Consider the following 21,514-nt stretch of genomic DNA (forward strand, 5'->3'; position numbering starts at 1 on the left):
TCTGGCATGTATATGATATAGGTTTTGGCAGTCTGCTTTTTAATCTTTTTAAATCATACTTATTATACTAATGTGCCAATTTGAAGAAAGAACAACAAATTGGACCATTGCAAGAAGGAGGAAAATGCACCTTTTTATTGAATTAAAGGGGTAAATGAACAATAAGCTAGAATTTATCTAATAAAAGGGGATTAGTAATGAAAATAGAATTACAAAATGATTATAAAAAAGTTGTTCTCCGCAAGATTCAAGAAAAGGGCTTAAGATTTTCAGAGAATCAGAGCGAAGAAAATAGAATCATTCAATACTATTCTTACTTAAGAAAGAAAGCATTTGAAGGACCTCATCAAGTTTTTAAGTCTAAAGAGTTTTCTTGTCCTGAAACAGTAAGAAAAGGATTTGAGAAACTAGAAAACATAATAGAAATTGGTGGCGATATTCTCCCCTACTTTAATAGAACAGCATCAGATTTAACAAAATATGATGCTATGTTCTCTGATTGGGGAATAATGCACTTTCATTTGGGTGAAGAATTGATACCTGGAGAGAATTTGGTAAAAAGAGGAGATCCGGTCCTATTTGCATATATGAATGACGGTAAAGTATATTTTTTAAACATATTTTCACATGGGCACTGGTCGGATAAAGAAGTTATTCAGTTGATGTATAATAATTGGCCAGAACTTCTTGAAAAATATATAGTTCAAGTTGTCTCTGCTATTTCACCTGAACCGGATTCTAGTGATATAAAAAAACTCAGGGAAGCCGGAATAACATACTTTTTCAGTATCAACGATAGTGAAGGGGGGAAAGTATTCTTGATGCCGCCTGGTCTAGGATTAAACAGTGCAAGAAGTTCCACTAACGACACTATGGTTTTAAACAACATAATGAATCGATTAAGACACATACAAGATGAAATCATTAATAATGAAGCTGAATTAGAAAAATGGATGTCAGCAAATGGTATTAAGAAAAATCAGGAGATCACACTTGAATTAATTGACTTTAATCCAAGTGAATTAAAATTATTTGATAAATATAACGAGTTCACTTATACGGTCCACCTCTAAAGTCACTTGATGAGTGGCTTTTTCTTCTTCAGCTAACAGGAGGTTAGTTAACAAAAATTGGAATACAACCCATATATTGATAATCCTACGATATAATAGTTATACTTCTTTTTTGTTTCGCATATTATGATTATATTTGCTCAAATAGGAGGTGGTTTTGTGAAAGGTTCAAAAAAATTTTTCCATATTGGATTGGTTATCATTGCTATAATGCTATTATTGCACTTGTACGTAATCCATTTGCCTGATTTTATTGAAGGATTTATGCTTGGAAGTGGGATTGCACTTGAATTAATTGGTATTTATACCATTAAACACGATATATCTAAATTTAGAAACTTCAAGATGAAACTTAAACATGATTAACCACATAATTACTAATTCATTAGATTCATGAACGGTATCTTGTAATATAACTCTAAAGTAAGTGTTTTCAGTATAAATTAAATGTATTTTTAATTTATAAAAAATAATTGTTAAAAAATCACCAAGCAACAACTAGGCACAAATTAAAAGGGAGCCTTTTTAAGCGCTCGGAAAGAGCATGGTTACAAATTTAAATTGTCTTGTTATTTTAAATTTGATTTATTTTGACGGCCATTCTTGACTTGCAAACCCCAGATATAAAATGAATTAACCTCTCTTTCTTGGATTAGCTCAAATAAGAAAACAAATAATTATTAAAAATCCATACTCGGTAGAACTGCATTATTATTTTCATGATAAAATAATAGTTATGTTTGATAAATTTTAATTATTAATTTAGAAAATGGATTGGGTGAGAGGTCATGAGTCAAGAAGCAGTTCATCATAAGCTATATAACGGGGAGCATATCATTCATACTGAAGTAGATGATGATAATTCTTATAGCAAAAAAGAATATTTTTTGACGAGTAAAGGGCGTGTTATTGAATACAATGGTGGCTATTATTCACCTGAAAATCGTATTAAAGTATATGATCAAAAACTGGATGTTACTTCTTATTTTGATAGATTAACTCTCAAGCCAAATAATAATGCAAGTGAATTCAAGTTTTTTTTAAGTTTAGATATTCAAAGTTTTAAAGACATTTTAAAGAAGATACCATTTTCTTGTCTTGTTTTCGATATGAATACTGATTTTTTTAAGCGTCATGAAGTGGATTCCGATTACATTCCTATTAATCTGAGTTATGATTTATCTAATTTGGGTTTCAAGCAATCAGAATCCAACTTTTTGGAATGGTTTGGAAAAAAAATTAAGGTTTCTCCTGATATAATCCCGTTTTATCGGATTAAGAAAGTTGAACAGATTGATTCCTATACACTGAATCTTCATGGGTTCTTCTTTCTGAATGAGCAGCCCTATCACAAGATTGAAATTATCCATTGGGATGAAAGAAATGTGCATGACTTAAAGAATTCTATTGAGTCACACAAATCCATTTTTAATCTTGTGAGCGATGAAGTTGACCTGTATACATGTAAGGTAAATGGCTTATTAGGGGGCCAAAAAATTAAGAGTAATTCCATGATTATGGCAGTAGCTAAAATGGATGTGAAGCATGATTGGAATATAAGCAGCAGAAAAGGTCTCTTATCTTTTATTGATGAAGAAACTCAATCCTTAGTTCAAACGATTGATCTTGCTAATTGCGAATTTTATATAGAAGAACAAGAGAATAGAATTCTGATATTAACAGATACTTCTTCTTTTTATGTTGAATTGCCTGAAACTATTATCAGTGATTTAAATCAAGGTCCAAAGGAAATTTCTCAAAACAAATGGTGGTTTCAATGTGCAGAACAATCGGGTTTAATGGAGGGGCGTCATTTTAGTACAAACCTTGTAAGTCTTGCGTTCGAACCCTCTTCTATTACGTTGATTTATGATTTTTATACAAGAGATATTTGCAAGATAGAATTGGATAATCATGCAACTCTAATTGATAACAAATCTGTATTTATCGTATCTTCAAAAGACAACTCTATTACGGTCATTCAATTTTTAGAACCAAATCTCTTTGAAGCACTACCCATTAATGCGCAAGACCTCCAAATTTTTAATGTGGGGATTACACCAAATAAACTGCCTTTTCTAATAAAGCAAACGGAAGAACAGATTGAATTGGCACAATCCAATAATGATGTCTTATTAAGAATACCTAATACTAACGTAGAACAAATTCTCGTCGTTGAACAGCCTGTCGATGGGTCTGAGTTGTTACTAATTGAGATTCGGGAAATTTCTGGTGTTAACCACCAACTTTATTTAGAGGAAGAAAGTGTTAAGCGTCTTATCAAAAATACATATCAATATGTCAAAATGCCCACTTTATCAAGTGTTTCGAATGAAGATATCTTTTTTAGTTGGAGTCGGTCGATTAACGAATTAATTTTATATAATATGTTTCAAGAAATACTGACATTGCACTCACTGGTAAAGGAAATACAAGAAAAAAATATTAATTCTATGGAAAAACAGGTGAAATTGGCGAATGGATTATTTCACTCTATAAAACTAATCAAAAGGAATCTTGATCGGATTGCAACCCAATTACCTCTCGCAATTGATAACATGGAACGAACCTATTTCACTCAGGAACAGTTGCCATATGGAGCTCCCTTTCACTCATTACAAATGGGGCTTATAATGGTTGCTAATCACATGAAAGGGTACATAATGGAGATAGAAAATCAACTTGCACCTATACACTTTGCTATTCTTCCACGAGTTGACCCAGAAGAACTTCTGAAAAAAAACAAACAAAGGAATAAAAAGTCAATTGGAGCATCTATTGGACTCGGCTTATTATCGTTATTAACAGGGAATATTATGGCAGCCATATCAATTCCCACCATGATGACATTAAGCACAAGACATAGTAATAATAGTAATAAAGACCAATTAAATGCCATGAAGGAGAATGAACTCAACACTCTTGAGTTTTATACAACTCAAGCAGTTGATACGCTTGAACATGTATTAACGGTTATCATTCCGTATCTTATCACAGAAACAAATCGGAGTATATTTAATTCCTTACAAGAATTGTATCAATGGTATATCCCTTTGCTTGGAACAATAAGTATGAAAAACAAATTGTTTAATGAAATCAGTGAGCTTTACTTATACAAACAGTTGCCAATGAATGAGAATACCGTAAAATCTCGTCAAGAATTAATTTACGCGATACATAAGAGTCACTCCGATGTCGTCAATCAAACACTCGAACTGAAAGGTTGATTAATTTGTTTTACAACCCATTAAACACTGGCAGTACACAGATTACAGATCCATTTCATACTATGACTTCACATCTTCCCATGAACCATACCCTAAATAGTGAAACAATGAATCCATTTGCTCATAACAGTCATCTATCTAATCCATCTGTTCCGGGAATTCATACACATTCAGTGACAGGTCATTTTATAACACCGCATTTTACCAGCCATGGAACGGCACTTGTTCAAGGTCATATGGTTCACAGTCACCTTTCACATAATCCGGGTTTTGGCGGAGGGGATCATCATTCTTAAATAGCTATAATTATTTATATATATAGCTTAGGGGTACGTATTATAAGTTGATTTTTAAGTATCGCAATATGTTAAGTAGATCAATGTATTAAAGATTTAATTGCTAAATCCCGGAAATTCTAAATATATAATTATAGTCTTAGAAGTTGTAATCCTAAATTTAAGGTAATGGAAGTATAAAAAGCTGAAGTTTTTTTGAAAGGGGAAGCAAAAGTTAGTCTGCTTCCCTTGTCTTTTAGACACATACTAATACAAAAAGACCGATCTTGATCTGAACCCAAAAAGTTAGACACGGGGTGAAAGAGATACATCCAACAATTGCAAAAAATTAGAGATTTCTAGTAATGAAGTATATAAGTACTCGGTAGAATTTATAAATGTTTAGTTGCTCTAAATATAAAAAGAGTAACCTATTAGTCACTCCATTCCAATAATAAAATTAAAATAATGATTGCTAGAAATCTTAGTAATACTTTCCTTACTGATATTAATTTCTATCTTAGTACTGCTATTTCAATCCAAGTCGAGAATAAACTACAAAACCTCGGCTTTTCCTATTACCCCCTACTCTAAAATAAACTAACCTTTTATATACCTTCCTAGCAATGGATATCGTGTTTTCGCCACCATTATTGATACAAATTAGATTTTTTAGTAAGAGGAGAAATGTTAGGAGGAGGAGAAATGTCGGGTCCCTTGCTAGAAAGAGAAGTCCATGAACTAATGAATTTGTTAAACACTGACCAGAAAAACTTCCTAGAATCTAATATTAAACAAAGCAAAAAAAGCAAATGGTTAGAGGTGTTGGCACTAAAAAAAGGAGTAGTTTTAAATAATAAAAACGCAGATGAAATTGCTCAACAGATAGGTGATTGGGTCTTAATTGATGTCTTAGATGGAGGATATGGGAATAGACCATATAAGTGCGAATGTGGAAAGTCCTTAAGGTATCAATACATTGTATTACATCAGGAAACAGGAAAGACATATGGATTAGGAGAAACCTGTTTTGAATATTATACCAGTCTACCGCCTCAAATATTGAAGGATATTAAAACCGGTTTTCACAATATAGATTTGGAAAGAGATGAGATACTACTTAAGGTAAGGAACAAGGATTTCTTTATTATAGAGCCACTTCTATACATAAAGACATTACCAGAACAGATAGTTAGACAAAGTCAGTTGCAACTTCCGCTTACCCAAAAACAAATTGCACAAGTCTACCATTTGAAAGATAGATTTGATGCAAAACTTAAAGTGAAAAATGCTCTCAAAAGCTTAACATACAATCAGGATCAGCTTTATCAAAAATTAACCTCTTCTGAACAGGAAGAACTTATCAATAAGATAATAACTAGCGAGGGTTACAATGTATATATACCGAGTTCATTTTCAAGCCAAGAAGTTTTATCATTTAAAGACAATAACCTACCGCTATTAGACCGTCATATTAAGCAAGTACAAAGATTCCGTTACAATCAATCTCATAAGAAGGTTTCATATACGCCAACTGCTAACACACAAAAACCGGTTTACCAAGGAAATCGTTATATTCCTGAAAAGACAAATCAACAAGTTGTCAATTATGAGTCTATAATTAGCCAGCACTTAGAAAAATTAAAGCAAGTTAGAGAAAAAGAAAGTTATATACCAAGAGGATTAGTAAAAGACTGGGTGAAAATACAAGAGGAAATCAAAACTTTAAAAGCAGGGGGGAGTATTGACTACTCTTCATTTAAGCTGCGTTTATCAAATTTAGTAAATGCCCTGGGTTTGTATTAAGTGCTGAGGTCTAGCATCAAGGTACTGCAAAATTCAATTCAAATACTTTAAGAATGAGGAACAGCTTCTTAAAAAGCTATCTAGTAAAACACACAAAAGTTCACTTTCACTAAGAGGTAATAAAGTGACCTCAGAAGAGCTTGCAGAAAAAATTAACCAATTAGGTATATCCAGATTATCCGATGTTACTTGGAGCAGACAAAATGCTAAGCGATTAACTTATTGCTATAAGCTCAATGGATATTAGCACGTCTTTACAAACGCTTATACTATTTGAACAAATTTATAGGTCTTTTCGCATTCTTAATAATGAACCCCCTATCATAAATAAGGGTGGTTAAACTAGCCACCCTTCGTCTATATACCATTGTATCTTAACTTTCTATATCCGCACGTGAATTCCTCACCTGCAACCTTCCTACAACTGATAGCTGTTTGTTAGGTTAGTATCAAAAGTTAAACCTTTAATCTAAACTTTTTAAAATTTCCTACTTATATTTATTTTCTTACTTGGTGGAATAAATTAATACACTAATTATTACTGTTTATTTAAATATAAACGTTTTTTTATGTATTGCTTTTCAGGAAAATGCTGTTTGTTTTGCGGCAACTTTATTGTTTTGCCTGCTAGTTTTGATGAATACGAGCTGTTTATTTTGATTGTATAATTTTCATCAAGCATGTAAATATTCTTATCAAACAGCTTATGATGGTTACTGCACAACAAAAGACCATTTCTTACGTCTAATTTCTCTTCCTCATTAGCTACTGACCAAGGAACAATATGAGCCGCTTCTAACGCTTCCGGAATTCGAAAGCCACAAAAAGCACATTTAGAATGATAAACATCTAGTAGAGCTTTTCTAAATAAACTTTGTGCCACTCCTCTTACTTTAACCTTAGCGTACACTTCTTTCGATTTTGTCGTATCTAATAAATCAGCTGCCAATTCAGATTGCCTTCCATCTGATTGTGCATATTGAAAGGGATTTATGTAACTATGCCAATTAAAGTTATATACTTTTTTCTGACCTTCTCCAATATTGGTAACATCGTAGGCAATGAAACCTTTACCTACTTTTCCCTCTCTACTAACCACGATACTAGTTAAAGGAGGCATCTCTTCGTCCATGCAATAGTTTTGTATGTAATCCAAGAAGAAGCGACAGACTCTATGATGAACACCTACTTGTTCTGCAAGTTCTTTATAGGTAATAGGCTTGTTTTTTTCTGCCTGTTTTATTAGTACCTCCCAAGCACGAAAAGCTCTTAGCTCATGATTCGGTTGTTCACTCATTTTAAATCATCCTTCCGACAACTATTCTCTCAATCACTAAATTAGCTCGTACCTCTGCAAAGTAATACAAGTAAAACTAGATACTAAGTCAGGGTCAGCTTATATCCGTTGACTCTTTAGAGTCTTTAAAGCGGACGATGGTGAATCGCTATACCCTTTATTTGAAGCTTCCTTCCTTGCATCCTCTAAGATTTCATCAAAATTAATTTGGTTCATATTATTTAGATTAATCTTCATTCTTATTAGCGTCCCTTTGATATCACAAAAGTCTCCAAAGCTGATCAAAGGAATGTTTTATCTTCTTGCTACTTCCTTAATTCAATGGCTTACTTAAATCGAAACGAACTTTATATACTAGGTTTCCTTTAACCGTTTCATAACCTTGGCTTAACAAAAGGAACCTTTTTACGTTTTCACCGAATAAATTACTCATGGACACACCTTTCGTGCTAAAAAGCGTACTTAGAACCTGAATTTCTCCCAATGTGCATTCTTGTTCATAAACCGTCTTTGTTTGTTCTAATCGGTTTATCACCAAAACACTAATTATCTTTAATTTCATTTACTAAACCTTCTTTATTAATGATTGGTAATAACTTTTACTTTTTTTACTTCTTTCGAAAAATCTCTTTAGGAACCAATCTTCCTTGTTAAACATACTTTATATTCTCCATTTCTTAATTACATAAATATAATTTAAAACCTTACTAGACTATTATCGGGTAAATTGAGAAAACATGAAGAAATTTCAAGTTGACATAATGTATATTAAAACCCTTAAGCTTAATCAAGTGTAAAGGCCTCATCTACAGCATTACTCATTTGTTTTAATGTTGGCTTTGTATAACGTTGTGCTACAGCTACAGAATGTCCAGCAAGTTCTGCAATCATGGATATATCTAATTTATTAGACCTTGCTAACAACGCACAGAAAGTATGTCGTAGCATGTGTGGAGTTATTCCGTAATGTTGCAACAATAACTGAATAGATCGTGTGGTTAGTTGTTTTTCCCTTTGTAAGATAAACACATATTCAATATCATCTTTACGTGTATCTAAGTACCTTTTGATGGTCTTATCATACTTATCCTTCGCAATAGGAACTGTTCTTACTTTATTCCCCTTTGATTGATTAATATGAATTAAATACTTCTTAGTTGTCTCATCATATTCAATATCCTTTAATTTTAATTCAACTAACTCGCCTACCCGCATTCCTGTAAACTGTAACATATCCACAATAGCCAGATCACGTTTACTTGATGCTTTACGACTGTTAGCTATTTTTAATCTAATAGAAGCTATATCCTCAGCTTCAACCGACTTGGGAGCAAGTTGTTTAGATATGTGAGTTGTCTTGTTAATCTGTATATCTTTAATACAACTTCTTTGATCCGTATAATCTGTAAAGACTCGAATCGCTGCAAAGATACGGTTAATACTTGAAGGGTTATATCTATCCCCTTTTGTATTCTTTAGAAGACCAGATTCCAATGAATCAATGAACATTTGAATTGTTTCTTGGGTTAATTCATCCCTTCTTACATTTACTTTTGATAAGTAACGGTTAAGAATTTCGAGATCACGTTGATAGCTCTTCTTAGTGTTTTCCGCTTTCCCTAATTGAAAGATAAATTCCTGAATCAATTCGCTGTTTACATTATTCATTGGTTTATTCTTCCTCTAATTTAGTTATGCGAACTTAATTATAAGTGGAATGTAACCATCATTTGTATATATGGTGACTAGTTTCTTCTATAATATTACTTGTTCATTTAAAATAAGGTAAAATATGCAGATATGCAGCTGGAATGATTTTGTGATTTTTTAATGAGGAAAGATTATACTATCGATTGTACATTGTAGTGATAATATTAATGAATGAATGTATGGATAGTAATAGAAAATAACACTTGTATCTTTTGACGATTAACAGATGATTTCAAGGGAAATAAGACTGTATAAACGTTGATATATCAATATCTCTAACTAATCGCTATCGGCTTAACGATTGCATATTAACATGCACAAATAGTAATTTAAGAAATGGAATTTGGAAAAGCTAAATTAAACAATTAACCAATTCAATTATGTTGATAAAATAAAAATAAGCATGTCTTATCTTCATGCTTATATTCGGTTGCATTTTCTTCACTTCCATTTTTACGAAATCCAAAGTAAAGATTTTATTTAGCAGCCAATTAACCTAAAACAAATAACAATTTATAAAAAACAAAAAAGAAAACTGCAATACTCCCTAGGTTTGCAATTGAGTTAGACAAACTAATAAGTCTTCTCATTAACAATCATTGTACATACAAAAGGTACTAATATAAATATTACCAACCTCATAACCATCTCGTTCATAGGCTCTTGCATGGAACTAAGATCAATTTCCCCCATCATACACCTCCAACTTTATTATCGGGTGATTATGGGTAATTTAAAGTATAAAATGAATAAGCATCCAGAAAGGATGCTCTGTGAATTTTTATTTATCACTAAGTCGATGATATTCTCGAAGTGCTAGCTCTTCTGCATGTGCTAAATTATCGCATTTTTGTTCAAATACTATTTCATCATTACTTTTATTCTTAACCACTGCATAGTATCCGTCCGGTCTACTCGAAGCACCATAAACAAATTTCTCATGATTCACAAAAAACCACCTCCCCTTCATTTACTCAATTCAATAAGGGAAGTTATAAAACCTTCTATTTGTCACCAGCTATGTAATTATTCTTAAGTAAATCCCTAATCAAACCTCCAAGAATTTACGTACTTCGTTCAGTAACTTTCCCTATTCCTTCTATTATGTACTGTCTTCTCATCTTTTTCATTTACAGTTTTCGTGACTTTTCGTTGTTTCTTATCAGATATTATCTCTCCAACTAAACAATATTCAATTAGTCTAAGTAATTTTTTATCTTTTTATGAATTATTCTTCTAAGACTGTACTTGTATTGGCCGTTGATATATAATAATAAACTTGGAATATAAAATTAACAATTAAGGGGAAGAAAAGAAACAAATGAACATAAGAACAGGGCAACAATATAAAATTAATGAGCAGCTAACAATTCAGATAACTGAAACAGACAATACACATGTTTACTTTTTAGTCTTCACAGACGGTAAATATACAGCTAACCGAAACATGAAACGAGAACATTTAAACTTACAAGCCTCTCAATTATTGAGTGGCTTTTTTCTATGTACGAAGTATAGGAGAACACCAAAAAAGACCGCAACCTAATTTTGGTGGAATCTTTTTATTATACGTTTCTTCTGATTTTGAGTTTTTAAATATTTCTTAGGAGTAATTGATATTTCATGGTATATTTACTTTATCTAAGTACTAATACAAGGAGTATTTGGATTTTTCCAAGTTATTTCTCTCTTAATGAAAGGAGAGGCTAAGAAGATGAACAATTTAAAAGAAATGTTAGAACTATTGAGGAATTACGGTGATTGTCAAATCACACATACCATCTCAGTCAATAAAGAACAGATTATTACTGTTTGTTATAATAAAGCAGACGGCTTTTTTCAAGTTACTCACATTCCGACTTTGTTGACTAAAGAATACTTAGATATGGAATCCGTAATAACTGCTATAGATAGGGTTTTAAATAATAACTTCGAACCTAGTCGTTGACTTTATTAGCCGCTTTTTCTTTTATCTCCTTTCTTTTCGTAGACATCAGGTAAATACGTACATGGACGAATCAAGCAGTAACTTTTTTAGATTTAGCCCTTTCCAAATAGGATACATTAAACAACAATTTGTCTTTTATTAACAGTTTTTATCAAAAACCTTTCATTTGTTAGGAAAGTGTTACATAATTAGTACATAATCCAAAAGGATGTGTACCTTATGATTCAAATAGAATTAATATGCCATGAACTTAAACGACTAACGGATGATTATTATAGATGCTTTATTCCTGAGATTAAGAAAGAAATATATTCTGATATTAAGCTTTTAAGCAAGGTTTTGTACCTTAGTGATCTACCAGACCATATGGCTGATGACAACTAATATAAAGTTAATATTCATGTCCCAGTATGTGTTATTACGACACATACAAAAGGATTTTTCCTTTTCTCTTACACTCCCCTTTAGAGCCCAATAAGAAAAAGACTATTCAAGAAAGTAGAACCTATCAAAAATGACAACCAAAATGACAAAGTTTTTAAGTTCGCTTTTCATATGGATCATACCCATATTCAGGTTTTCGTTTGTAAACCACTCTTCCCAATTCCTCTTTACCGTTTTTTCCGCAAATAGTTGCTCTTACACCTACAACATCTTCGCCAATTTTATAAGAAGATTTTCCTTTAAAATTATCTGATGTCTTTACTTTTCTATCCACGTAGTTGCACCTCACATTGTCATTTTAAATATCTGGAGATTTCTAGTAATGTCTACCTAAAGGGGGTCAAAGCAACTCCGATTTATCAAAAAACCTTCTTATCCTAAAATATTAAATTATATCTATTCTAAAACCTGTTTTTAGTTAGCTACCTGGCCACGTTTAAGTAGTCATATCCTATGGGGATAAAAAGCAATCACTCCGTTTAAGTAGACATATCTATAATGATAAAAGGCAATTACCCCCTTTAAGTAGACATATCTATGCTGATAAAAGGCAATTACCCCCTTTAAGTAGACATATCTATGCTGATAAAAGGCAATTACCCCCTTTAAGCAAACATATCTATGCTGATAAAAGGCAATTACCCCCTTTAAGTAGACATATCTATGCTGATAAAAGGCAATTGCCCCCTTTAAATAGACATATCTATGCTGATAAAAGGCAATTACCCCCTTTAAGTAGACATATCCTAGGAGGATAAAAGAACACCCGGTAAACTTTGTAAAGGGTATCCATTACTATGTCTTCACCTCGAAATGCCATGTATAACGCTGTAGGAAGTTTTTAAGATTAGCACTTGAATATATATAAAATTCTTTAAGCTCCTCCTCTGTTTTCTTTGCTACAAAAGATAATACTGGTATGGCAACACTAAATCAAAATAGTGGGGTAATACCAACACTTGACATGGAAACTCTACGTGGAAGCTTTCCCGCCCAGAAAGCCAGCTAACCAATACACCTGGCTCCACCGACAAGGCTAGCATACCTGATCTCCTATGATAATCAGGCAGTATGCCCAAAATTGGTGGAAAGTCTACTAGACCTTAATTTTATTGCCCAGTTAAGTGTAGCCGATACAGAAGATAATCTTTTTTTGAACAATGTAGGAGTAAAGCCCATTTCATATCCTCCAGCTGCTGCTTATCACAGATAGGTTGAACATCCTTAACCAGATTGACCATATCTCTCTCCCCTTTTAAATCAAATAATGATTGTACGATTTATTTATTCTTTTTTATTTTATTGAAAATTGAGTGAGGACAAATAGGACATGAAAATGAATGTTCGATTTTATGTAAATTCATACATCCATAAAAAAAGACACCTTAAATAAGGTGCACAAATTTTTATATCAAATCAAGTTTAACATGACCTAATGTGACCTTAAAAGATTCCCACTCAAAAAAGGTCCGTTCTGCTTCTCTCCATAATTTTGTAATACGCATAGAATACGTACCGGGAAATGAATCAGCAATAACCACAGATCCGACCTCTAATTTTTCTTCGCTTGTCATGGTACATTCTTTTCCTTTAGTATCTCTAAAATAATAAGCATGAGTTTGTTTGAAGTCCAAGTCAGGGTGACGAATAAGCATTTATATTCCTCCTATTGTTGTAACTACTAATTTTTTATTCATGCATCAGTATAAACAGGAATTAAAGTTTGATCGAGTTTCTTCTATTATAAAGTTCTTGTATTTGGCAATCAAAAAAAGCTGCTTATGACAATATGTTTTATGAAAAAAATCCAAAAAAATACGCATGATTCTACCATGTTAGGAATCATTTCCCAATATCTTCTAGTCCGAGAAGATGCCAAAGAGGATGAATTAAGAGCAAAACCCATTAACCAAATTCCTAATACGAAATGATATTCACCCGTATTTCAAGGAAAAGAAATGGACTCGTAGATATCGAAATTGGGTAAAAGTTTGAACGTTCTGCATCCATAATAGTTTTCCGAGGGTATCTACATCATCTACAAGAAGTTGAGCAAAGGGTAAAACGATTAGAGGACGAAATTAAATTACAATCAACGGAAGGGTATCATACGTCAATGATTCAAGCACTCCAATCTTTAAAGAGGTATAGCCACTATAACAGCTACCAGCCTTGTGGCTGAGATTGGTTCATTTAAAAGATTTTCTTCTCATAAAAAATTGATGTCATACGTTGGGTTAAGTTCTAGTGAAAGTGCAAGTGGTGAAATCAGAAGGCTAGGTAATATTACAAAAACAGGCAACTGTTCACGTTCGGAATCTACTTGTAGAAGCAGCTTGGAGTTATCAGCATAAACCTGCATTAAAGGGAGATTTAAAGAAAACATACTTCCTCTATCTATTAATACTGGATTAGAAGGGACAGAGCTACAAGAGAAAAGATACAAATATTGATTAAAAAGTTAAACGCCTATTATTGATTAGTCTCCCTGCTTGATTCCAAAGAAGTTTAAACCTCCTTTTTTTATCTAGCCCGTTCGTATTATAATGTCACCAGTTATTTCTGGTTAACCAATTTTTATATGATCTAATTATGGCAGTAGCCAGAGTAGAACTTAATGGACACCGTCAGGGTAGGATAAAAAGAATATACGTTCATAATGTAAACCTTACTATACTTTTTTAAGTACTAAATTGCAGGATTTTATTAATAGTATGATCCGAGTAAAATTGATTAGCTAAGTTCGGATTTTTCGTAATATCTAAAACCGATTTACCAAACTTATGAGTTAAAGGAATCTCCCCAAAAAATAGGGTGTGTATAAATCATTTTTATTTTGGGTGAGAGGAGAAGCTCTTCTTTTAATCTTATTCATATTAAAAACTCATATTAAAAATCCCTAATGCAAATACATATTAAGATCCATTAAGGTTTCAAATTAAAAAAAGTGAGGGCCTTCATCCCTTCTTATGACTAGGCCAAATTGTTTTATCCATATTTCTTCTAAATACCAATTTTTCTAATACTATATTTCTATCTGTCTATACGGCAATCGTTCTTAAAAAATGTAAAGTGTGTAGAGGATAATTTCAAGTGTGATATAGATAACAGATAAAATTCATAGACCAAAAGACCTATATCAACTACTAGGTATATGTATATATACAATTAATAAAAAAATGGAAAGAGGGTTTTAATAAAGAAAAATGAGGATAAAAAAAGAGAACATGACAAATAGACGTTCGTTAGTGATTTTGAACGCCAGTATTTTCCAATATTCCTTTTTAAAAAAATGATATATTAGCTATTAAAAATCATAGTCTTCTGGTAGTATTCCTTGTCCTAGTAATCCCTTTGCTTTCATCCTATTACGATATGCTTCGTGCCTATTAACCTTATCATCTGGAGCCTTGTCTTTCGTTCTTTCTTTATAAGTGTATACCTGCTCTTTCTCTTCAGGTCGATTATTACTGGATAGGACTTTTTGTTGAGCGAGTTTCACCACTTTATCTTTCCCATTTCCAGCCGCCTTTTCTTCTGTAAAAATATGATTTACCTTGTTTGAAAAGTCTTTCCAAATAGGACTAGTTTTTACTGCATCTTTATAAAATTCAGCATGAGATTCATTCATATATTTATCGAACAAAACTAGTTCATCAGCATATGCTTCGGTAGTCATGTACTGTAAGAAAGCTTCTGTTTTAGACAAGTTATTCTTTTCACTGGATTGTATCGCAGCGGTCAATTCCATTGTGATGCGGGGAATCACATAATGATTCTTAATCGCTCGTCCAAACTGTTTCTTGTCCATTAAAGGTGCAAATGAATGTTCACTGTTTTCAAAAAAAGCACAGAGTGATTCCCGGTAAATTTTTATCCCTAATTGACCAAATTCTTTAAAAATCTTATGCTTTGTCATATGAACTTCTTCTAGAGCCTCTTGGGGGAATAAATCTATGCTGTAACCATATTCATAAGCAATCTTAGCCAAATCCCTCAAAGTTGAGCGACGATCGGGATCAAAAATAGTTGATTTTCTATCTATTACTTCCTTTGCTATACGAATATGGAGAATGTGAGTATCCTTCATACGTTTTTTTCGCATGGAAAGATTCTCTTTTCCGCAATACGCATAAATTTGTTCTTTAATATGTGCTGTTTGAGAGGTAAGAGTTGTGCCATTTGGTCCTAATTTGACTTCAATGAATCCTGCTTTGATTAAAGGAATAAAGTTCTTCTCCATGAGGTCATCAAAATCCTCAAAGTATTCTATCGCCAAATTCCCAGCAAATGTTTTATTTTTATATAAGCGTTCGACGGCAATAGTATGCCATCTTCCGGGAACTTTAGCAGCTAGAAGATAATAAAAGAAGCTAATAGCACGTTTATACATTTTCTTGAAAGCATCTTCCTTAAAAACTTTATATGTATTAATGTAATAAAAATCTTTATTTTCATGTGTGGTATTGCATGTGTATAAGGCAAACATCTTTCCATCACTGGTCTTACGGATCCAGCCTACCTTGACTAATCTGTCTAAAGCAGTTGGCACCAACTTTGGTGTCATGAATCCTAATTTTTTAATTTCGTTCACTGAAATATTAATCATACCATCTAGATCTGTATGCTCTGCAAGAATAGGAATGATACGTAGAGATGTTGTATTTAAAAGATTCAATTTATCCTGTTGTTGAAGTTTGTGTTTATCTAGCATTTAATTTACTCCTTTATGAACGCAAAAACCCCAAAACAAAATTAGGCCTTTGTAAAAAGACTAATAGTTTTGGGGTTTTCCCTTTTTAATTATTAATTTATTTATATATAATAACACAATCTAGTACTTATTACAAAGGAAGTAGCTATTCAATTGAAAATTTAATTATTCCACATTTTGATGGAGTTTCATCAACTTTAAAAATTTAGACTATCGATTTCTACTCTCGTTAATTAAATTGCTTATTAAATAGCAATTGTAAAAAACCCTAGAAGTGTTGATTTAACAACAATTCTAGGGTTTTTTACTTTTATTTGCTTTGTAGAATAATGTATTCTCCCCCACTTAATTGGGGGGAGTTTTGGGGGACATTTTATTCGATTACAGAATAAAAATCGTGGACAGACGCTTATAAAGTTAAATTTAGTTGCAATTACCTAGTTTCTTAATTTCATCTCTATTCATTGCTCAACCACTTTGATTTTATAAGTGTATTTGGCAATTAAAAAATGTTATAAATGGCAGTATCTTTTTTGTATGTAAAAAGAGCCAAAATACGCAAGAAGTGCATAAAAACTTGCATATTATGGGCTCTTTAAATTTTATTTCTTATTGTGTTAAAGCTCCCGTTAATTGAATATCATAATTCAATTATTTCTACCACCCCATTACCACTAGTAAATTAGGAATACACAAAAAGCTAGGTTTACAATTGAAAAGAACCTGACAAAAACTATGTGCCATCTTAAGCTTTCACGTTTTCATTTTTATCTTCTGAACTAGTTTTACCTGATTCGGATACGATCGATTTAGGTTTGGAGACAAAACGAAGTAATTCTGCCCCAATTACACCGCAGACCATCAATGTAATTACAAACTTCAATGAATCTTCATATGAAGGTTCAATGTGTGCATTAAAATCATTGAGAACATGTATACAAGCTGCCCAGAAGAGCGATTCACTCCTCCAAGCTATAACTGTATATAAGACACCCATAACGAAAATTGTAAGAAAATATAAACATACTTGGTTCATAGGAACATGTTCTACATTGAACCATTCTGACCAATGTGCAGAACTAAAAAGAATACTGACAAGTACAGTTGCCCATACAATGCCTAGCCTGTCTCGAAAGACTCTAGTAAGAACTCCACGGAAGGAGTACTCTTCTGCAAATCCAGTGCCAATAAAAGTAAGGAGAACAATTAAATTCGTTGACATCTGTAATGGTGCAAAAATAAGATATACTCCAACTGTAAATAAAATGAGCAAAAGTGTTCTAAGCAAGTTGAGTCGATAACTAGTGAGTAAAATTGTTCGCAATTGATAAGGACGAACTACAAAGATGTATAAAACAATAGGGAAAAAGGATTCCCCTATCCATGTTCCGATTAAAGAACTGAGGAGGTTGCTCCATGTCGTACCCGCATGGGTTAAAATGAATTGTTCGATGAAGGGAAATATTAATTTTAAGTACGTAACATTCCAGCCGACTACGGCAATAAGGTAGAACACTACAGTAATCAATAATGCTCTTGTTGGCAATTCGAGTGATTGCCACTGTCTCTTTTTAAATTTTGAAGAAATACCTGTCAAAAATTACCCCTTCCTTCACATCATCTCAATGAACACTTTTAATCATATAAACCTCTCCATAAATCTACATACTTTAATATTCCACTAGGACTATCTGTACTCCTTCTTCCGCTATACTGCTTCGTTAGCACAATAAGAAAAAGCTGCCAATAAGACAACAGCCGGTTTTTAGCTCTTCCACCCGTTCGTAATATAAGGTTAGCCAGATTTTTCTGGTTGACCTTTTTGCTTATGGTCTTATTATTACGGTAGTCGGGGTAGAACGTCGCACCCGTGGGACTCGATTCCGTCAGCTAAACTGTTCACCCCCTACTTGTATAAACATGTTTCAGGCTGGTTGGGACCATGATCCCGTTTAACAAGCGAACCTATGACATTACAAGGAGCTTTAGGGGTTACCGACTAATATGTATTCTAGGAGGAGGAGAAATTTATATGAATCCAGTGATTGGTCTGGATGTATCAAAAGGGGAAAGTCAAGTTCAAGCGTTTTTAGATAAAGGTAAACCATATCGTAAGAGTTTTAGTATTACACACAATCTTCAAGGTTTAGGATGTTTATTAGAGTTCCTTCAAGAAGTGGAAAAAGCAGCTGGTGGTCATCAACCTTCGGTTGTATTAGAGTCAACTGGGCATTATCATATTCCCGTTATTCAGTTTCTAGAGGAACAAAAATATGTTTATATTATCGTCAATCCTCTTATTTCACATAGAGCCAAGAGCTCAAGCCTCCGAAAGGTAAAAACAGATGCAATTGATGCTTATCATCTTTGTGAACTGTTTTATAAAGAGGAGCTAGAGCCTTACAAGAAGCGTGGAGTTCAGCTCTTAAACCTTCGTAATCTAACAAGGCAACAAGAGAGTATTGCAGAAATATCAGCGAAAACAAAGATACAGCTACATTCCTTAATTGATCAGGTCTTTCCTGAGTATCGAGGGGTTTTTGGAAGCCTCTATTCAAAGGTATCTTTACTTACTTTACTAGAATTCCCTACTTCTAAGGCAGTATTAAGTGTAAGTGAAAAAGAATTAACTGATAAGATAGCTTCAGTATGTAAGAGTCGCTCAGAGTTATGGGCAAAGGAAAAGGCACAGAAGTTAAGAGCAGCAGCCCTTCGTGATCCCTTTCAAAACAATCTCTACGATAGTCATATTTTTAACCTTGAAATCTTGGTTAAAATTGTTCTTCAATACCAAGAGCATCTATCCAATATTGCGGATGAAATAGATGCCCTCGCTAGTGAAATTGAAGAATATGAGATCCTTCAATCTATCCCTGGAGTCGGAGAAAAAATCGCTGCAACGATTATTTCTGAAATCGGAGAGATAGATCGGTTTAATGATGCCAAGAAGTTAGTTGCATTCGCTGGAATAGATCCTAGTGTGTACTCTTCAGGAAAGTTTACTGCATCGGTAAACCGAATAACCAAACGTGGCTCATGTAGGCTTCGTCACGCCTTGTATATGGCTGTTCAAAGTGGAATTCGGGATTCACGTAAATAGAAAACGACAGATGAAATCATTCCACGCAATAGAAGACTACGAGAGTTTTACGATAAAAAACGAGAAGAAGGAAAACCCTTCAGAGTAGCGATAATTGCATGTGTAAACAAACTCTTACATTGGATTTACGCCTTACTAAAAAGCAGAATCACTTTCCGAGATATAGCATAGAACCTATATCTAACTAAATACAACAAAACCTTCCAATAAGAGAATTTAGGAAGGTTATTTGGCATGGACATTTTTAGTATATCATGAGGTTATAAATCTTTTTATTGAAAAATGTTGACAAACTATTAGCTGGTTTAGTTTAAGTGTAATTCTTCACAACCTGCTCCTTAATTGAACAAACGTTTTTCCTTATTCCGTTCAACGTTTAAATCTGTTAATTTAGTTTTTCTTGTATTATATATGGAAATGAAAGAAATCTCTCCTCACTTTCTTTACAACTTAGAATAGTTAATTCGAGTGGAAATATCTCAACCTTCTTGTTTGAACCAAGCCAATTACGATTTAATCCAGAGAGGATAAATAATCCGTCTTCATTTCCTATTGGTGCAAATTCATTATTACTCTCCTTGTAAACTTCAACATTATATCTTTGAATTAATTCATCTGAAGCAAGTTTCACATCATTTACAGGAAAACCTATCTCACTAATATTAATAATATCGGTAGCTTTAAACTCTTTATGGTCATCGGATTTTAAATCGTGTCGTGCTATCAACTCAAGAATATTTCCAGACGGGTCGTAAAAATATATTGAGTGGGAATTCCACGATTTTGAAAAGATATCTTCGCTCCCATTAATTAAATTAATATTAATTCCCTTTTGCTTTAGCCAAGCAATACCTTCATCTTTTTTACTTTCGGTAATATTAAAGGCAAAGTGATAATATGGGTTTGTTATTTCTTTTGTTTGAACGAATGATAAAATAGAATTTCCTACTTTAAATGAAATCACATTCTGGTCAAAATAAATTAACGAAAACCCTAGCAAGTCAGAATAGAAGTTCTTTAATTCATTTAGCTTATTGGTATATAGTCTTATCTCTTTTATCTGCATAATATCCACCTCTATAAGTGAATTTTAAATACTCATTCTAGGTTTGGAAATATAGGTACATCGTATAATTTTTTTTTGAAATGTTAAGGTAAATAGAAAATGCTTTTAAATTCCGTCCCTTTAGTATATTTATCTGGAAAAGTTTTTTCTTATGTCACTATAATGCTTAGTTAGTGACGAAAGATAAAAAGCTGCCAAAAATGACAGCCGTAACTAAGCCTCTTCCGCCCAATACTTAAGGCTCAATGTACATTATTGATTTCTTGAAAAAAGACATTCAATAGATTTTGAATGTTAAGCCTCAATTCTGAATCAATTATTTCTTCGTTACTATCTAACTTTTTGTTGATTAAAGGAACCGACAATCCTTTAACTACCAATGCACTCATCATTGAGAGTGTCCCCACAAGAGAGTTGTTAGCTGTTGCACCCCCATCTGGGTGTGGGGAGGCACTAATAACTGCTACGGGTTTGTTTACGAGTTCCCCCGAAGATACCACCCAATCAAGTGCGTTCTTTAATGACCCTGGGACTCCTTTGGCGTATTCCGGTGTGCATATTAGAACACCATTCGCTTCTTTTAATAGCCTTCGCCAATTGGCAACAGCAGTATCAACATTATCTACATCTAAGTCGGGATTAAAATGCGGAAGTTGTGACATTTCATTATAATTAATAACGGTTCCCTGTGAAGAAATCATCGAATTAACAGCACGCAATAATGCTGAATTCAAGGATTTCTCCCTTAAACTACCTGAAATAGTCAAAATACTAACAGGAATATCAGTATTCATTTCAACACCTCTTAAATAAATTTTAACAATGTTGGGTTTTTAATATGTATCAGTGTATTC

The 21,514-nt window shown here is 32.9% G+C and carries 18 protein-coding genes and 1 pseudogene; 9 read left to right on the forward strand and 10 right to left on the reverse strand.

The window, feature by feature from the left end; all coding sequences use genetic code 11:
- The first annotated feature begins 197 nt into the window (after positions 1 to 197).
- The 6 genes from A5N88_RS10025 (at position 198) to A5N88_RS26540 (ending at position 6,722) form a co-directional block, all read left to right on the forward strand.
- Positions 198 to 1,073, forward strand: a complete 876-nt coding sequence (locus A5N88_RS10025; RefSeq protein ID WP_066265365.1) for a hypothetical protein — start codon at positions 198 to 200, stop codon at positions 1,071 to 1,073.
- A 159-nt stretch (positions 1,074 to 1,232) separates the two neighbouring features.
- Positions 1,233 to 1,439, forward strand: a complete 207-nt coding sequence (locus tag A5N88_RS10030) for a hypothetical protein (RefSeq protein ID WP_066265366.1) — start codon at positions 1,233 to 1,235, stop codon at positions 1,437 to 1,439.
- 422 nt (positions 1,440 to 1,861) lie between these two features.
- The gene (locus A5N88_RS10035; protein WP_066265367.1) at positions 1,862 to 4,300 is read left to right on the forward strand and encodes a hypothetical protein; all 2,439 of its coding nucleotides are present in this window, start codon (positions 1,862 to 1,864) and stop codon (positions 4,298 to 4,300) included.
- A gap of 5 nt (positions 4,301 to 4,305) precedes the next feature.
- Positions 4,306 to 4,596 (forward strand): hypothetical protein, encoded by a 291-nt coding sequence (locus A5N88_RS10040; RefSeq protein WP_066265370.1) that lies wholly within the window; start codon positions 4,306 to 4,308, stop codon positions 4,594 to 4,596.
- 684 nt (positions 4,597 to 5,280) lie between these two features.
- Positions 5,281 to 6,381: a hypothetical protein gene (locus A5N88_RS10045; protein WP_066265374.1), complete on the forward strand. Its 1,101-nt coding sequence runs from the start codon at positions 5,281 to 5,283 to the stop codon at positions 6,379 to 6,381.
- A 227-nt stretch (positions 6,382 to 6,608) separates the two neighbouring features.
- Positions 6,609 to 6,722, forward strand: a complete 114-nt coding sequence (locus A5N88_RS26540; protein WP_412733861.1) for a hypothetical protein — start codon at positions 6,609 to 6,611, stop codon at positions 6,720 to 6,722.
- A 197-nt stretch (positions 6,723 to 6,919) separates the two neighbouring features.
- Here the strand turns inward: A5N88_RS26540 and A5N88_RS10050 are convergent, their stop codons facing one another.
- The 4 genes from A5N88_RS10050 to A5N88_RS24855 form a co-directional block, all read right to left on the reverse strand.
- A complete protein-coding gene (locus A5N88_RS10050) occupies positions 6,920 to 7,678 on the reverse strand; it encodes an HNH endonuclease (RefSeq protein ID WP_066265376.1) in 759 nt (252 codons plus the stop codon).
- A 313-nt stretch (positions 7,679 to 7,991) separates the two neighbouring features.
- On the reverse strand, positions 7,992 to 8,240 hold the full coding sequence (locus A5N88_RS10060; RefSeq protein ID WP_066265381.1) for a hypothetical protein: 249 nt from the start codon (positions 8,238 to 8,240) through the stop codon (positions 7,992 to 7,994).
- A gap of 221 nt (positions 8,241 to 8,461) precedes the next feature.
- On the reverse strand, positions 8,462 to 9,346 hold the full coding sequence (locus A5N88_RS10065; RefSeq protein WP_066265383.1) for a tyrosine-type recombinase/integrase: 885 nt from the start codon (positions 9,344 to 9,346) through the stop codon (positions 8,462 to 8,464).
- Between the two features lie 823 nt (positions 9,347 to 10,169).
- On the reverse strand, positions 10,170 to 10,337 hold the full coding sequence (locus A5N88_RS24855) for a hypothetical protein (protein ID WP_157090644.1): 168 nt from the start codon (positions 10,335 to 10,337) through the stop codon (positions 10,170 to 10,172).
- Between the two features lie 765 nt (positions 10,338 to 11,102).
- Between A5N88_RS24855 and A5N88_RS10075 the strand changes: the two genes are divergently transcribed.
- The gene (locus A5N88_RS10075) at positions 11,103 to 11,336 is read left to right on the forward strand and encodes a hypothetical protein (protein WP_157090645.1); all 234 of its coding nucleotides are present in this window, start codon (positions 11,103 to 11,105) and stop codon (positions 11,334 to 11,336) included.
- Between the two features lie 538 nt (positions 11,337 to 11,874).
- On the opposite strand, the gene A5N88_RS10080 is transcribed toward A5N88_RS10075, so the two are convergent.
- Positions 11,875 to 12,054, reverse strand: coding sequence for a hypothetical protein (locus A5N88_RS10080; protein WP_066265391.1), 180 nt, complete (start codon positions 12,052 to 12,054; stop codon positions 11,875 to 11,877).
- A gap of 1,132 nt (positions 12,055 to 13,186) precedes the next feature.
- On the reverse strand, positions 13,187 to 13,435 hold the full coding sequence (locus tag A5N88_RS10085; RefSeq protein WP_066265393.1) for a hypothetical protein: 249 nt from the start codon (positions 13,433 to 13,435) through the stop codon (positions 13,187 to 13,189).
- A gap of 501 nt (positions 13,436 to 13,936) precedes the next feature.
- Here A5N88_RS10085 and A5N88_RS26385 point away from each other — a divergent pair.
- Complete coding sequence (locus A5N88_RS26385) at positions 13,937 to 14,134, forward strand: transposase (protein ID WP_437177132.1); 198 nt, start codon at positions 13,937 to 13,939, stop codon at positions 14,132 to 14,134.
- 953 nt (positions 14,135 to 15,087) lie between these two features.
- On the opposite strand, the gene A5N88_RS10090 is transcribed toward A5N88_RS26385, so the two are convergent.
- Both A5N88_RS10090 and A5N88_RS10095 read right to left on the reverse strand, forming a co-directional pair.
- Positions 15,088 to 16,494, reverse strand: a complete 1,407-nt coding sequence (locus A5N88_RS10090; protein WP_066265396.1) for a hypothetical protein — start codon at positions 16,492 to 16,494, stop codon at positions 15,088 to 15,090.
- A 745-nt stretch (positions 16,495 to 17,239) separates the two neighbouring features.
- Positions 17,240 to 18,091, reverse strand: a complete 852-nt coding sequence (locus A5N88_RS10095; RefSeq protein WP_066265399.1) for a CPBP family intramembrane glutamic endopeptidase — start codon at positions 18,089 to 18,091, stop codon at positions 17,240 to 17,242.
- A 435-nt stretch (positions 18,092 to 18,526) separates the two neighbouring features.
- Between A5N88_RS10095 and A5N88_RS10100 the strand changes: the two are divergent.
- Positions 18,527 to 19,765: pseudogene (locus A5N88_RS10100) on the forward strand (IS110 family RNA-guided transposase).
- Positions 19,766 to 19,979: 214 nt separating this feature from the next.
- Here the strand turns inward: A5N88_RS10100 and A5N88_RS10105 are convergent.
- Positions 19,980 to 20,660, reverse strand: a complete 681-nt coding sequence (locus tag A5N88_RS10105; RefSeq protein ID WP_066265400.1) for a VOC family protein — start codon at positions 20,658 to 20,660, stop codon at positions 19,980 to 19,982.
- 242 nt (positions 20,661 to 20,902) lie between these two features.
- Positions 20,903 to 21,454 carry an NADPH-dependent FMN reductase gene (locus A5N88_RS10110; protein ID WP_066265401.1) on the reverse strand — a complete coding sequence of 184 codons (552 nt, stop codon included), beginning with the start codon at positions 21,452 to 21,454 and terminating at the stop codon, positions 20,903 to 20,905.
- Positions 21,455 to 21,514: the final 60 nt, after the last annotated feature.

This window comes from Heyndrickxia acidicola (genome assembly GCF_001636425.1).
GTDB lineage: Bacteria > Bacillota > Bacilli > Bacillales > Bacillaceae_C > Bacillus_AE > Bacillus_AE acidicola.

Bases quoted from the DNA above. Each gene is read 5' to 3' on its own strand.
- A5N88_RS10025 (WP_066265365.1), top strand. From the start codon at position 198: ATGAAAATAGAATTACAAAATGATTATAAAAAAGTTGTTCTCCGCAAG.
- A5N88_RS10035 (WP_066265367.1), top strand. From the start codon at position 1,862: ATGAGTCAAGAAGCAGTTCATCATAAGCTATATAACGGGGAGCATATC.
- A5N88_RS10045 (WP_066265374.1), top strand. From the start codon at position 5,281: ATGTCGGGTCCCTTGCTAGAAAGAGAAGTCCATGAACTAATGAATTTG.
- A5N88_RS10050 (WP_066265376.1), bottom strand. From the start codon at position 7,678: ATGAGTGAACAACCGAATCATGAGCTAAGAGCTTTTCGTGCTTGGGAG.
- A5N88_RS10060 (WP_066265381.1), bottom strand. From the start codon at position 8,240: ATGAAATTAAAGATAATTAGTGTTTTGGTGATAAACCGATTAGAACAA.
- A5N88_RS10065 (WP_066265383.1), bottom strand. From the start codon at position 9,346: ATGAATAATGTAAACAGCGAATTGATTCAGGAATTTATCTTTCAATTA.
- A5N88_RS10075 (WP_157090645.1), top strand. From the start codon at position 11,103: ATGAACAATTTAAAAGAAATGTTAGAACTATTGAGGAATTACGGTGAT.
- A5N88_RS10085 (WP_066265393.1), bottom strand. From the start codon at position 13,435: ATGCTTATTCGTCACCCTGACTTGGACTTCAAACAAACTCATGCTTAT.
- A5N88_RS10090 (WP_066265396.1), bottom strand. From the start codon at position 16,494: ATGCTAGATAAACACAAACTTCAACAACAGGATAAATTGAATCTTTTA.
- A5N88_RS10105 (WP_066265400.1), bottom strand. From the start codon at position 20,660: ATGCAGATAAAAGAGATAAGACTATATACCAATAAGCTAAATGAATTA.
- A5N88_RS10110 (WP_066265401.1), bottom strand. From the start codon at position 21,454: ATGAATACTGATATTCCTGTTAGTATTTTGACTATTTCAGGTAGTTTA.